The sequence below is a fragment of the Martelella radicis genome, assembly GCF_014196625.1.
Lineage (GTDB): Bacteria > Pseudomonadota > Alphaproteobacteria > Rhizobiales > Rhizobiaceae > Martelella > Martelella radicis.
Genome location: NZ_JACIDZ010000002.1, coordinates 217,340 through 230,943 on the forward strand (window position 1 = coordinate 217,340; position 13,604 = coordinate 230,943).

The window sequence follows — 13,604 nt, forward strand, 5'->3', positions numbered from 1 at the left end:
CCCGTGTATCTGACGACGGCAGAATTCCGCCGCAACCTTTTCGCCGGGCTCATTTCGCTCACCGGCGTCGCCTGCTTCATCGCAGCGGCGGTGGCGGCCCTGACCGGCTTCGGGCGGCTTGCCGATGCCGTCGCGGTCCTCGATGAGCCCTATGTCTGGCGCATTCTCCGGTTCACGCTCTACCAGGCATTTCTGTCGACGCTGATCTCTGTCGCGCTTGCCATCCCCGTCGCCCGCGCCATGGCCCGCCGGCCGCATTTTCCCGGCCGCATCTGGATTGTCCGGCTGATGGCCGTCCCGCTCGGACTTCCAGTTCTGATCGGCGCGCTCGGCATCATCGGCATATGGGGACGCCAGGGCCTCTTTAACGATGCGCTTGACCTGGCGGCGCTCGGCCGCCCGCTGCAGATCTACGGCCTTCAGGGCATTCTCATCGCCCATGTCTATTTCAATCTCCCCCTTGCCGCACGTCTGCTGCTGGCAGGTCTCGAACGCGTGCCTCAGGAATATTTCAAGACAGCGGCGATGCTGTCGATGCCGCAGCGCACCGTGTTCCGCTTCGTCGAATGGCCGGTGATCGCACCGCTCATTCCGGGCGTGGCCGGCCTCATCTTCATGCTGTGTGCCACATCCTTCACGCTGGTGCTGATCCTCGGCGGCGGACCGGCGGCGACCACGATCGAAGTCGCGATCTACCAGGCGCTGCGGTTTGATTTCAATCCCGCCCGCGCGGTCGCCCTTTCCGGGCTGCAGATCGCGGTGACGGCACTGGTGCTGGCGGCACTTGCCTTTCTGCCGCGCGCCGGCGATCCCGGTACAAGCGCCAGCAGCGAGCCAGGCCGGCGGCCGGACGCCGACCATCGCGCATCACGCGGTATGGATTTTGCGCTGATCGCGCTGTTCACGCTCTGGCTGCTCCTGCCGCTTGCCGTCATCGTGGTGAAGGGCGCGGGCGCGGACCTTCTCGGGCTTCTCGTCGAACCGGTCTTCCTCAGAGCGACCGGAACGAGCCTTGTCATCGCCCTGTCGGCGGCATTGGCCTCGCTTGCCGTGGCGCTTTCCTTCATCACAGCCATCGGGGCAATCCGGGCGGTGAGGGAGCCCGGTCCCTTCTATCGCGGCAGCGCCGGCGCCATGTCGGCCATGGGGTCGCTGGTCTTGCTGGTGCCGCCCATCGTGCTCGGCACCGGCTGGTTTCTGCTTCTGCGCCCCTTCGGGCTGACAGATGCCGCAGCGCCTGCCATCGTCGCCGCGATCAATGCGCTGATGGCGCTGCCCTTCGTGTTGCGCGTGCTGCAGCCGGCCTTTGCCGTCCATCGGTCCCGCACGGCCCGTCTGGCCGCAAGCCTCGGGCTTTCCGGCTTTGCCCGCCTGAAGATCGTCGACTGGCCGGGCCTCAAGAGGCCGGTCCTGACGGCGCTCGCCTTTGCCATGGCGCTGTCGCTCGGCGATCTCGGCGCGGTCGCCCTTTTCGGCGGCGACCAGCTCACCACCCTGCCCTGGCTGCTATACAGCCGGCTCGGCAGCTACCGGACGGAAGACGCCAACGGGCTGGCGCTGATCCTAGGCGCCCTCTGCCTTGTCCTGATGATCGCCGGCACCCGCGCTCCGGCAGCAAAGACCTGAGAAAGGACGAACCGTGACGCAATCTCCTTCGATCGTTCTGGACGCGGCCGCTCTCGCCCTCGGCGACAAGAACTTCGTCTTCGGCGGCGAAATCGCCGGCGGCAGCGTGACCGCGGTGACCGGACGTTCCGGGTCCGGCAAGACCACCCTCTTGAACCTGATCGCCGGCTTCGAAAAACCCGATAGCGGCCAGGTGCTGATCGGCGGAGCGGTGATGAACGATCTTCATGTAGCGCAGCGCCCGGTCACCGTCGTGTTTCAGGAAAACAATCTCTTCGCTCATCTCGACATCTTCACCAATACCGGCCTCGGCGTGGATGCGAGCCTCAGGCTGGACCGGGACGGCAGGCGGCGCATCGGCGAAGCGCTCACCCGCGTTGGCCTCAAGGGCTTTGAAAACCGCATGCCTGCCTCGCTTTCCGGCGGAGAGCGCCAGCGCGCCGCCTTTGCCCGGGCTCTGGTGCGCAACCGTCCTGTTCTGCTGCTTGATGAACCCTTTGCCGCACTCGACCCTGAGATGCGCGGGGAAATGGGCACACTCCTGCTTGAACTCCACGCGGAAACCGGCAATACCGTGATGATCGTTTCGCACGAGCCCGATGAAGTCGCGCAGATCGCCGATCATCGCCTTGTCATCGAAAACCAGGCGATTTCGGCACGCTATTGACCCTTGCGGCCGCGAACGCCAAATATGACTGAAGAAAACGGCTTGACGGCCGTCATGAATCTACCGGACAAGGGTCGCGTTTTGACAGGCGCAACAAGCATGAACAATAGTCCTGGCCGCCTGAAGACGGGCCAACGCCGGATGGGCGGGCGCCGCGCGGCACTTGCCCTTGCCGCCATGCTTGCGCTTTCGGCCTGCACGACAACCGACACCTACTTCATCGTGCCGGATGCGGGCGGCAGCGAGCAGACCGTCGAGGCGCTCACGCGTAACGACCCCAATGCCGCCATGGGCGCGCGCGAACATCCACGCATCCTTGAGACCTATGGCGGGCAGTATCGCGACCCGCAGGTGGAAAGGCTCGTTGCCCGCATCGCAGGCGCGCTGACGGCGGTGTCGGAAAACCCGCAGCAGACCTACCGCATCACCATCCTGAATTCGCCGAGCATCAACGCGTTTGCACTCCCCGGCGGCTATCTCTACGTCACCCGCGGCCTGCTGGCGCTTGCCAATGACGCCTCGGAAATCGCCGCCGTGCTCTCGCACGAAATGGCGCATGTCACCGCCAATCACGGCATCGAGCGCCAACGCCGCGAAGAAGCCGAGGCCATTTCCAACGAGGTAATCGCCGAGGTTCTGCCCGACACGCCCGAGGTCGAGCAGATTGCCGCGCGCGGCAAGATGCGGCTTGCCGCTTTCTCGCGCCAGCAGGAGCTTGAGGCCGACGCAATTGGCATCCGCATGCTCGCCGAAGCCGGCTACGACCCGACGGCGGCGGCGCGGTTCCTGCGCTCCATGGCCGCCTTTGCCCAGTATGAGTCTGCCGGATCGGAAGATGCGAGCCTCGATTTCCTGTCGAGCCATCCGAACACGCCGCGTCGCGTCCAGCTCGCAGACGAGCAGGCGTCCCTTTACGCCAATGTCGGCGCGAAAGAGGTTGGCCGCGATTATTTCGTAAACGGGATCAACGGCCTGCTCTACGGCAGTAATGCCGACGAGGGCTATATCCGCGACCGCAATTTCTATCACCCGAAGCTCGAGATCGCCTTCACCGTACCACCCGGCTTTTCCATGACGGACAAGGCCAACGCGGTGGTCGCGACCGGTCCCAATGATGTCGCGATCCGTTTCGACGGCGTGAAGGCGAAGGGACGGCGCGACCTGGAAAACTATATCCAGAGCGGATGGGTGACCGGCCTTGTCCCCGGCTCGGTCGAGACCACGAGCGTCAACGGCATGCCGGCGGCAACGGCGCGTGCGGTTGCGGGTGACTGGTCTTTCGACGTGACGGTAATCCGCGATGGCAACGAGATCTACAGGCTGCTGACGGCCGCGCCGCGCGGCAGCGGCTACCTGGAGGACATGGCAAGTTCGGTCCGCTCCTCCTTCCACAAGATGTCTGCGCAGGAGCTTGCAGGCCTCAAACCGCTCAGGGTCAGGATCGTCAAGGTCCAGCCCGGCGATACGATGGCGAGCCTTTCAGCAAAGATGATGGGAACGAGCCGCAAGCTTTCGCTGTTTCGGGTGCTTAACGCGCTTGGACCCGGCGCGACGCTTTCGGCCGGCCAGGACGTCAAGATCGTTTCACAATAGGCGAAGAAGAGGCTCAGGCCGGAACGGCGATCATGCCGGCATCGGTCGTCATCGCCGATTTCAGCTTCTCGAGCGCGCGGGTCTCGATCTGGCGCACCCGTTCTTTTGAAATGCCGAGCTCCGCGCCAAGTTCGGCAAGCGTCGCGCCGTCTTCGGCAAGCTTGCGGGCGCGGATCACGCGGTTTTCGCGGGGAGAGAGTTTCGAAAGGGCGCGCTTCAGCCTGGCGCTCAAACGTTCGCCGTCGATCATTCCGGAGACCTGCTCCTCCGGCAGAGGCTGGTCGCAGACCAGAAGGTCAATCCTCTCAGTGCCTTCCTCGCCCTCGCCGCCGACCGGTGCCTGCAGCGAGGTATCGTTGCCCGACAGCCGGGCATCCATGACCTGAACATCGGAAACGGGCACGCCAAGGCTCTTGGCGATCTCCTCATAGATCGACTGGGAAGTCATTTCGCGATCGCGCGCGGCTATCTTGGCGCGAAGGCGGCGGAGCTTGAAGAACAGCGCCTTCTGGCTGGAGCTGGTGCCGCCACGCACGATCGACCAGTTGCGCAGCACATAGTCCTGCATCGAGGCCCGCACCCACCAGCTGGCATAGGTCGAGAAGCGGACGCCGCGCTCGTGGTCGAAACGGGCTGCCGCTTCCAGAAGGCCGACATAGCCCTCCTGGACGAGATCGGATTTGGGAAGGCCGAAGCCGCGGAACTTGCCGGCCATTGCGACCACCAGTCTCAAATGGGCCATGGCGATATCATTGCGGGCGTCACTGTCGTCGCTGCCGCGCCATCGGGCCGCCAGTTCGATTTCCTGTTCCCGCGTCAGGTAGGGCGCGGCCATGGCTGCGCTGGCTATGCGGTGATCCTGTGCGTCGACATTCATGGCATCACTCCCGGAAAGGCAAGACGATCAAGGCCATCGAGCGCCGGGAGGGTCCGCTCAAACCGCGACCGCCCCAGCACTCCTCAACCTTTCAAACGCACCGGGTGGCGATTTGGTTCAATGTCGACGCAGGCATTTCGAGCACAAAAACGTGAACTGCTGACAAAACGCAGAAAATCCGGCCGTAAGGGCCGGATTTTCCGTGTTCGATCTTCGGCCACGCAAGGCAGCCGTGGAACAGGCCTCAGGCGGCCTCTTCGCGGGTGTCGTCCTCTTCGTCCGCACCCTTGCCGCGCTTGGGACCCTTGGCGAGGTGGGTTTCGATAAGACGGACGGCCTCGGTTTCCGACATCTTGTTAACGGCGGCGATCTCGCGCGCCATGCGGTCAAGCGCTGCTTCGTAAAGCTGGCGTTCGGAATAGGACTGCTCGGGCTGGGTGTCGGCGCGGAAAAGATCGCGTACGACCTCGGCGATCGAGATCAGATCGCCGGAATTGATCTTGGCATCATATTCCTGGGCGCGGCGCGACCACATGGTGCGCTTCACGCGGGCCTTGCCCTGCACAACTTTCAAAGCGCGCTCGACGAAATCGGTTTCCGACAGCTTGCGCATGCCGATGCTCATGGCTTTGGCAACCGGCACCTTCAGGCGCATCTTGTCCTTGTCGAAATCGATGACAAAAAGCTCGAGCTTCATGCCGGCCACTTCCTGCTCCTCGATCGCGTTGATCGTGCCAACGCCGTGAGCGGGGTAGACGATGGACTCACCGGTCTTGAAACCATGGCGGCCGGCAGACTTTTTCTGTTGTACTGTCATAGGCTTTTAAAAACTCCCTGTTACGCATCCGGCGGGCGCCGGTCCCGGACATGCATGATCCGGCGGGTGGGACGGATTGGAGGGTCGCACCCACTGTAACCATCAAACGGACAACGAAAAGCGCGACGAATTCCTTGTTCCGAAAGGCATCCGCACTTCGAATGATTTTGTCGACGCTAGGGTTGATTGCTTTCTTGGGCTATAAGGCAATAATGCCGTTTTCTGGGTCAGTGCCCAGTATATAGCACGTTAAGCAGTAGAAATCAATGAGCCATGCACCCGCGACAAGACGTCGCCGGCGAGCGGGGAGATTGGCCGAGACCTAACCGAATTGTGCGGCTTCGCCAAGCCCCAAATTGCGAGAGCGCCGAAAAATATTGGCAGGTCGTGACAGAAACACATGAAGAGCGCGGCGCGCTCAGTCGCCGGTGCCCGGCTTGTCGGAGAAGAACTGCTCGAACTTGTTTTCGACGCCATCCATGGCATCGGCGTCGGGCAGCGGGTCCTTCTTGATTGTGATGTTCGGCCAGGTTTCGGCATATTCCGCATTGATCTTCAGCCAGTTGTCGAGACCCGGCTCTGTATCGGGCTTGATCGCCTCGGCCGGGCATTCCGGCTCGCAGACACCGCAGTCGATGCATTCATCGGGATGAATGACCAGAAAATTCTCGCCCTCATAAAAACAGTCCACCGGACAGACTTCAACGCAGTCGGTATATTTGCACTTGATGCAGTTGTCGGTCACGACATAGGTCATGAAAGGCTCCAGAGATCAGTTTCAGGCCGGTGGGCCACCGGCAGCGCCGGTCAGCAATCGAACCGTGAGGTAACGGCTTTCCGCGCCTGCCGCAAGATGATTTCATTCCAGAAACCGGACGGCTTCGAGTAGAAGTTTCCAAAGCGCGCAGGAATTCCTATTCCTCGCCGCGCATGCGCATCAGCGAGCGGCGCTCCTTCTTGGTCGGACGCCCTGCGCCCGGTACGCGCTGCGCCTGCTCGAACGCCGTGAGCTTCTCGCGCGCCTCCGGCGGCGGGCTCACATCCTCGTAAAGCTCCTGCGCTTCCGAATAAGGCCCGCGGCGATGACCGGGAGCGCGCACGACAAGGTGCACGTCGCGGCGCTCAAGGGCCACGACCAGCCTGTCGCCGGGCGACACATCGACGCTCGGGCGGACGATGCGTGCGCCGTTGAGCTTCACCTGGCCGTCGCGCACCAACTTCTGCGCCAGTGAACGCGACTTGACGATGCGCGCGAAGAACAGCCATTTGTCGACGCGCTGGCGCTCTGCTGCCTCGCCCTCAGCCATGGACTAGCGCTTCATCTGCGCCTTCAGCGCGGCGAGCTTGGCGAAGGGCGAATCCGGATCGATCGGCTTGTCGCGCTCGCGGCGCTGCTCGCGCTGCTTGTTGTCGCCATCATTGCGCTCGCGACGCGGACCCTTGCCGCCGCCCTTGCCACCTTTGCCGCCGGGCTTGCCGGAACGTTCATGGTGCTCGCCGTCGCCGCCCTTGCGATTCTGCTGGCCGCGGCCACGGCCTTCATTGCGCTGGCCGCGCCCATGATGTTGCTGACGGTTGCGGTCATTGTGACCGCGGCCACCTGGACGCCACAGAAGAACCGGCTTGGGCTCTTCTTCTTCCTTCTCTTCCCTCGGCGCTGCCGCCTCGCCCTCGGGCAAGGAAGCTTCAGCCGGCGCGGCCGGCTGGGCCGCTGCCTCCTCGGCCGCAGCCTCCTCCGCCTTCTCGACTGCAACATCTTCTTCGGCGGAGGGCTTTTCGGAAGTCTCCGCCTCGGGCGGTGAGGCAACGGGCGGTTTTTCCGCGCGCTTCGCCACGGTTTCGACGGCTATCCCGGCATGCTGCCTGGAAGCCTTTTCGGCGTCGCGCTCGATCTGGGCGGCCTCGATTTTTGCGACCTCTTCCGGCGTTGCGACATCGGCGCGATAGCCGAGCCCCTTCAGGATTTCTTCCATGTCATCCGGCGTCGCGCCAAGGATCGACATCATCGCCGGTGTCGTCACGAAACGCTGGCCGTCAAATGCGCCTTCCGGCTGCGCGCCGCCCGCTTCCGGCTTCCACTGCGTGAGCGGACGGATGATGTCGGCGAGGCGTTCGAGAATGTCGATGCGCACGGCGCGCTTTCCGAGATAACGGAAGCCGGCGAGCTTGTAGAAGGCCCGTTCATAGCTCGGATCGGTGACGACCGACGTCCGGCCGGCGGCGAGCACCGGAATGAGCTCACCATAGCCAGGCTTGTCGAGGCCGTCATTGGCAAGGCCCCACAAAAGGGTGATCATCTCGGCCGGCGCCGGCTTCAACAGCGCGGGCATGAAGACGTGATAGGCGCCGAAGCGCACGCCGTAGCGGCGAAGCGAGGCGCGTGCGTCCTGATCGAGGGCCTTGACCTCGGCAGAAACGTCGCGCCGGAACAACACGCCGTAATTCTCGACGATCTGGAAGGCGAGGCCGCGCGCCAGCCCTTCAATGTCATCGGCATTGGCAAGATCATCGAGCGGTTTCAGCACCGTCTGGATCTGGTGGGCCACATAACGCTCGATGCGGGCCGCGACATGGTCGCGGGCCGCTCCGGTCAGTTGTTCGTCGGCCAGCAGGACGATACGCGGCCTCAGGATATTGTCGGAGGCGACGAGCCGGGCCACCGGATCGCCAAGCCACCGCACCGTGCCGGAGGAATCCAGCACCAGGTCGGAATTGCCGGAGGCGTGCAGGCGCGCGGCGCGCGCCTCGAATTCGAGTGCCAGCGCCTTCAGCGCGGCCGCCTCGATCGCCTTGGCATCCGGCCCCTCGGCACCGGTCACGGCTTTGAAACGAAAGCCCGCCAGTTCCCCCACATGATGTCCTTCCACAAAGACATCCCCGTTCACGCTCACTTCAGCTTCAAGCATCGCATTCTCTCTCAGGCGCTTCATCAGCACGGAAGTCCTGCGGTCAACGAAGCGTTTCGTCAACCTCTCATGCAGGGCATCCGACAACCGATCCTCTATTTTCCGTGTCTTTTCCTGCCAGTGTGTCGGATCGGCAAGCCATCCGGGCCGGTTCGACACATAGGTCCATGTTCTGATCTGGGCGATACGCGCGGATAGCGTATCGATTTCACCATCGGTCCGGTCGGCATGGCGGACCTGTTTGGCGAGGAAATCCTCGTCCACCGTGCCATGCTCGACAAGATCGAGATAAAGCGAGGCGATCAGGTCGGCGTGCTGCGCCGACGTGATCCGCCGATAATCCGGAAGCGCGCAGGCGTCCCACAAGGTCTCGATCCGGTCACGCCGGTCCGCCTTGCCGGCCACCGCCGGGTTGCGGGCAAGAAACTCCAGCGCGCGTTGGTCGACGGCCGGCAGCGCCCGCGTCAGCCCCTGCACGCGCGGCACTTCGTCAAGGCTCGCCTTCAGCGCATGGAGCGAGGAGAAGTCGAGCGCCTTGGAGCGCCACTGCAGCACCTTGACCGGATCGAACTGGTGGGTCTCCAGACGCTCGACCAGTTCCTCGTCAAAGGGCGGGACGCGGCTCGTCACGCCGAACGTGCCGTCGCGCATATGCCGGCCTGCGCGGCCGGCGATCTGGCCGAGCTCGCCAGCATTGAGATTACGGTATTGATGACCGTCGAACTTGCGGTCCTGGGCAAAGGCGACATGGTCGACATCGAGATTGAGCCCCATGCCGATGGCGTCGGTCGCCACCAGATATTCGACATCGCCGTTCTGGTAGAGCTCGACCTGGGCGTTGCGGGTGCGCGGGCTGAGCGCCCCAAGCACGACGGCAGCCCCGCCCCGCTGGCGGCGGATCAGCTCGGCGATCGCATAGACCTCGTCGGAGGAGAAGGCGACAATGGCCGAGCGGCGCGGCAGGCGCGTGATCTTCTTCTGGCCGCCGTAGAACAGACTTGAGAGGCGCGGCCGCTCGACGATCGAAACGCCGGGCAGCAATTGCCGGAGGATCGGTTTCATCGTCGCCGAGCCGAGAAGAAGGGTTTCTTCCCGCCCGCGCAAATGCAGGATCCGGTCGGTGAAGATGTGGCCGCGCTCAAGATCGCCGGCAAGCTGGACCTCGTCGATCGCCACAAAGGCGACATCGGTCTCGCGCGGCATCGCTTCGACGGTGCAGACGCTGTAGCGGGCGGTTTTCGGCGCGATCTTTTCCTCGCCGGTGATCAGCGCCACGCGATTGACGCCGACGCGCTCGACAAGGCGGGTATAGACTTCGCGGGCAAGAAGGCGCAGCGGCAGCCCGATGATGCCCGAGGAATGGGCCACCATGCGCTCGATCGCAAAATGGGTCTTGCCGGTATTGGTCGGACCGAGCATGGCGGTAACACCGCGTCCGCTCAAGATCATTGCTTCAGAATTCAATGTCCCGGTCCCGATTCCCTGGCCGGGGCCAAAATCTCCGCCCCCGTCCACTGCAAAAATCGCCGGCTCGTCAAAACCACCGGCGTGTGCCTTTCTCTATAGATGGAACGCCGCTCCCCCGCAAGCAAGAGCACACGGCTTTTTGCCCTGAAACATGGCCTTTTCTTAAGATTTGGAACAGATGCGAACGAATCACAGACGAATCGCTGACTCTGCCGTTTTCCCGGTTTGTTCACGGCTAGATATTGGGATTTTACAGCATAAACACCCTAGATGTGGAAGCGCGATGTTCTTCTTCCTGGCGCACGGGAGAGACGCGTTAACCTTCGTAAACAAAAGATGAACGCCGACAGTCAGCCTGGGACAAGGCCGGCGGCCCTGAGCGTTGAACCTGGGGAAAGGCGCTGAAAGTGGGATCGTGTTCAGGCCAGGATCGCGGCTAGTGTTGAGAGGCTGTCGGTCCATCCCGTTTGATGTCCGGCATAAATATCGGCGCTGGTGATGCCTTCATGGTGGATCGTGAGACAGGTGCCGCCGGCATTGGGTTCAAAGGAAATGGCGACTGTTTCTTCCGGACCTTCATCGACAGACCAACTGTAGGTGAGGCGGGATGGGCGGGAGATCTCCTTGTAATACCCGGTGATCCAGATGATACGGCCGCCTGGAAGCTCATTGGCTATGCGGTAGGCCCCACCGATGCGAAGATCGATTTCCACGGTTGGGCACTTTGCGTCTTTCAGACCCCACCAGGCCCGCATCTTATTGGGATCCGTCCACGCATCAAAAACGGTTTCCGGCGAAGCCGAGAATTGTCTTGTGATCACAAGTGTCTGGTCACTTTGAGGCATCCTTGTCCTCCGCACCAGCAGAGCCAAGGAAGGCTTCCAGATTGTCCAGCTTTGCCTCCCAGAAAGGGCGGTAGAAGCTAAGCCATTCGTCGACGAGGCTGAGCGTCTGCGGGTTAAGCTTGCAGATGTGCGCGCGCCCGACTTTTTCGCAGGTCACGATCTTGGCGCGCTCAAGGATTTTCAGGTGTTTGGATGCGGCCGGGAGTGTCATGTCAAAAGGGGCGGCGAGATCGCTGATCGTGGCCGGGCCCCTGGTTAGGTGCTTCACCTGCTGGCGCCGGGTCGGGTCGGAGAGCGCCTTGAATATCTGATCGAGTTGTTCCATGGCTTTTTCTAAAACTAAACCTAACGGTTTACTAATGGGCTGGACTGTGCGAAGATATACCATATGGTTTAGTTTAGGGGAATGGACATGATCCAACAGGTTTTGAAATTTGATGCCAGAGCCAGAGAGCTGTTTTCAATCTTTACGGATAGTGAGCGGTTTGCGGCGATGACGGGCATGCCTGCGGCGTTGAGTTCGGAGCCCGGGGCAGCCAGCTCCATGTTTGGCGGCATGATTGCTGCGCGGATGATCGAGGTTGTTGATGGCCAGCGGATTGTGCAGGCATGGCGGCCCGGAAACTGGGAGGAAGGCGTCTACTCGATTGTGCGATTTGACTTTGCCGATGATGGCGAAGGCGCCACGATATCGCTGGATCATCGCGGATATCCAGAAGGCACCGGTGAACATTTGGACGCGGGCTGGCATCAGCGTTATTGGGAGCCATTGAAGGCTTACTTGGCCTCACACTAGCCTGAGGCTGAAGCCTTGAGATGCAGCAGCGATATGGCCGAAGCGGCGGCGGATCGTTTTGTGGGTGATGGCATGAACACCCCAGATGTGGAAGCGCGATGCTCGCCTTCCCGGCGAACGGGAGAGACGTGTTGACCTTCGCAAACAAAGGATGAACGCCGGCGATCAGCCCGGGAGGAGGCCGGCGGCCCTGACATCGGCCAGATAGCTGCGGCTGACCGGCAGCGCCTCGCCGGCACTGGTGATGATTGAAAGCCGTCCGTCGGCCCGCTCCACCTTCTCGACGCCCGCAAGCGCCACCCAGTGCGAGCGGTGGATCTGGATTCCCGGCTCCGGATCGGCCTCCCCGATCGCGTCCTTCAGCCGGATCAGCAGCATGGCCCGTCCGCGCGTCGTCACCACGTCGACATAGTGATCGCTGACCGAAAGCGAGACCAGCCTGCCGCGTTTTTCGAGCGGCAGACGCGCAAGCAGGCGGGGCGCCGCCGCGACCGGCACGGCGGTTGAGCCGTGACGGCGAATGGAGCGTCCAAGCCCCATGATTTCGGCGGCGGCGACGACGGCTGCGGCTATCAAGATGCCGTGCCACGCCGCAAACCAGAGGGAATCCGCTGTCAGCGCCTCGCGCCCCTCCACCACGAGCGCCACCGGCACCACCGCGATCGTCGCTGATGATCCGGCGACAAGGACAATAGCCGCCAGCGCCGGCAGACGCGGCAGTTTGCGGGCACGCAAATGAAATCCTGTGAAAAGGGCAGCGGTGTGAGCCGCACTATAGGCAGGAAGGATTGTCGCCGCCCAGTAGCAAATCCTGGGAACGATGGCAAAGTCCCGCGACGTTCCGAACGGCCCCGACCATCCGAGCACAAGAACGGCGATCGCCAGCACTGCGTAGGTGCGCCAGTTGGCGAAATCCCTGCGCAATTCACGAAGCGTGTAATGCGCGGCAGTGTCTTCCGCGAAGTTTTCCCGCTCTTCATTCATATCCGCTTTGACGATGGCCCGACCGCGATAGAAGCCAATCAGGTTAACTCGCCTAAAGGTTGAAAGGAAGATCGATCATGGAAATACTGCACAGCGCGCTCGCAGCAACGCCGTTTTATGTCTGGGTTCTGTTCGTAATTCTGGTCCTCGCCGCGTCCACCCGACTTGACCGCCGGGAGAGACACATTCGCGCCCTTCTCATCGTTCCGCTGGCCTTCCTGGCCATCGCCATCCAGCGCGCGGTCACGCTTGATACTTCTGCTGGCGCGGCGGCAATGGCGGCGGGCGCGGCTGCGGGATTTACGCTTGTCCTCGCTCTCAGGCCGGAACGTAAGGTCGTGGCGATCGACAATAACCGCGTGACCATCGATGGAGAGTGGTACAGCCTCTTAGTCGTCGTCTTCCTGTTTGCCGCACTTTATGCAGGAAATGTCATCGCTGCCGTCGATCCCGCATTTGCACGAACCGCCATGGTGCAAATCCCGGTCAACTTCGTCATCGGCATGGCCGTCGGGTTTTCCGTCTGCCGGTCGGCTGCCTATGTTGTCAGGGCATTGTCGCTGCGCTGCCACGAAGGCGGAATTACACTCGGAGAAGACTGATTTCACTGCCTTGTTAACTTTCGGGCCAAAGCCGGAACGAATCGGCGACGAATCGCTGACAGCCACGTCTTCCTGTTTTGTTCACCGCTAGATATGGTGTATTCATGAATACTTAACCATATTTTTCAAGGATTTGCAGGCCGAAAGACCAGGCCGCGTTAACCAGTTCCGCGCCGATCCCTATGTGCTCCCTCTCAGTGCGGGGGAACAAACCTCGTCGTGCCGGCGTTCTTGCTCCAACCGATTATCCCGGAGAGAGACCATGCTCGGCACAATCCTGCTTATCATCATCATTCTGCTTCTGATCGGCGCGCTTCCGCGCTGGGGCTATTCACGGACATGGGGCTACGGACCGTCTGGCGGTCTCGGTCTCGTCCTGTTAATCGTCATCATCCTGCTCCTTGCAGGCTATGTATAACCTGGA

General features: G+C 62.2%; 14 protein-coding genes. 6 read left to right on the forward strand and 8 right to left on the reverse strand.

Going from position 1 to position 13,604, the window contains the following annotated elements; all coding sequences use genetic code 11:
* Nucleotides 1-3 precede the first annotated feature (3 nt).
* The 3 genes from thiP to GGR30_RS04540 all read left to right on the forward strand — a co-directional run bounded on the left by thiP (nt 4) and on the right by GGR30_RS04540 (nt 3,886).
* Nucleotides 4-1,626: a thiamine/thiamine pyrophosphate ABC transporter permease gene (thiP, locus tag GGR30_RS04530; protein WP_183483002.1), complete on the forward strand. Its 1,623-nt coding sequence runs from the start codon at nt 4-6 to the stop codon at nt 1,624-1,626.
* A 13-nt stretch (nt 1,627-1,639) separates the two neighbouring features.
* A complete protein-coding gene (locus GGR30_RS04535; protein WP_183483005.1) occupies nt 1,640-2,293 on the forward strand; it encodes an ATP-binding cassette domain-containing protein in 654 nt (217 codons plus the stop codon).
* A 99-nt stretch (nt 2,294-2,392) separates the two neighbouring features.
* A complete protein-coding gene (locus tag GGR30_RS04540; protein ID WP_246413569.1) occupies nt 2,393-3,886 on the forward strand; it encodes a M48 family metalloprotease in 1,494 nt (497 codons plus the stop codon).
* Nucleotides 3,887-3,899: 13 nt separating this feature from the next.
* On the opposite strand, the gene GGR30_RS04545 is transcribed toward GGR30_RS04540, so the two are convergent.
* From GGR30_RS04545 to GGR30_RS04575, 7 genes are all read right to left on the reverse strand, one after another.
* On the reverse strand, nt 3,900-4,763 hold the full coding sequence (locus GGR30_RS04545; RefSeq protein ID WP_183483007.1) for an RNA polymerase factor sigma-32: 864 nt from the start codon (nt 4,761-4,763) through the stop codon (nt 3,900-3,902).
* 244 nt (nt 4,764-5,007) lie between these two features.
* Nucleotides 5,008-5,580, reverse strand: coding sequence for a CarD family transcriptional regulator (locus tag GGR30_RS04550; protein ID WP_183483009.1), 573 nt, complete (start codon nt 5,578-5,580; stop codon nt 5,008-5,010).
* A gap of 418 nt (nt 5,581-5,998) precedes the next feature.
* A complete protein-coding gene (fdxA, locus tag GGR30_RS04555) occupies nt 5,999-6,337 on the reverse strand; it encodes a ferredoxin FdxA (protein WP_183483011.1) in 339 nt (112 codons plus the stop codon).
* A gap of 157 nt (nt 6,338-6,494) precedes the next feature.
* The gene (locus GGR30_RS04560; protein WP_183483013.1) at nt 6,495-6,887 is read right to left on the reverse strand and encodes an RNA-binding S4 domain-containing protein; all 393 of its coding nucleotides are present in this window, start codon (nt 6,885-6,887) and stop codon (nt 6,495-6,497) included.
* A gap of 3 nt (nt 6,888-6,890) precedes the next feature.
* Nucleotides 6,891-9,935, reverse strand: coding sequence for a helicase-related protein (locus tag GGR30_RS04565; RefSeq protein WP_183483439.1), 3,045 nt, complete (start codon nt 9,933-9,935; stop codon nt 6,891-6,893).
* A 437-nt stretch (nt 9,936-10,372) separates the two neighbouring features.
* Nucleotides 10,373-10,798 (reverse strand): SRPBCC family protein, encoded by a 426-nt coding sequence (locus GGR30_RS04570; protein ID WP_183483015.1) that lies wholly within the window; start codon nt 10,796-10,798, stop codon nt 10,373-10,375.
* Entirely contained in the window at nt 10,785-11,123 is a 339-nt protein-coding gene (locus GGR30_RS04575) for an ArsR/SmtB family transcription factor (RefSeq protein ID WP_183483017.1), read from the reverse strand. Before GGR30_RS04575 ends, GGR30_RS04570 begins: the two co-directional genes overlap by 14 nt.
* A gap of 87 nt (nt 11,124-11,210) precedes the next feature.
* Here GGR30_RS04575 and GGR30_RS04580 point away from each other — a divergent pair, with 87 nt between their 5' ends.
* On the forward strand, nt 11,211-11,594 hold the full coding sequence (locus GGR30_RS04580; protein WP_210287939.1) for an SRPBCC domain-containing protein: 384 nt from the start codon (nt 11,211-11,213) through the stop codon (nt 11,592-11,594).
* 165 nt (nt 11,595-11,759) lie between these two features.
* Here GGR30_RS04580 and GGR30_RS04585 read toward each other — a convergent pair whose 3' ends face one another.
* Nucleotides 11,760-12,578, reverse strand: a complete 819-nt coding sequence (locus tag GGR30_RS04585) for a LytTR family DNA-binding domain-containing protein (protein WP_183483021.1) — start codon at nt 12,576-12,578, stop codon at nt 11,760-11,762.
* A 77-nt stretch (nt 12,579-12,655) separates the two neighbouring features.
* On the opposite strand from GGR30_RS04585, the gene GGR30_RS04590 reads away from it, so the two are divergent.
* Together GGR30_RS04590 and GGR30_RS04595 are read left to right on the forward strand one after the other, a co-directional pair.
* On the forward strand, nt 12,656-13,180 hold the full coding sequence (locus GGR30_RS04590) for a hypothetical protein (RefSeq protein WP_183483023.1): 525 nt from the start codon (nt 12,656-12,658) through the stop codon (nt 13,178-13,180).
* A gap of 262 nt (nt 13,181-13,442) precedes the next feature.
* Nucleotides 13,443-13,598 carry a DUF3309 family protein gene (locus tag GGR30_RS04595; RefSeq protein WP_183483025.1) on the forward strand — a complete coding sequence of 52 codons (156 nt, stop codon included), beginning with the start codon at nt 13,443-13,445 and terminating at the stop codon, nt 13,596-13,598.
* Nucleotides 13,599-13,604: the final 6 nt, after the last annotated feature.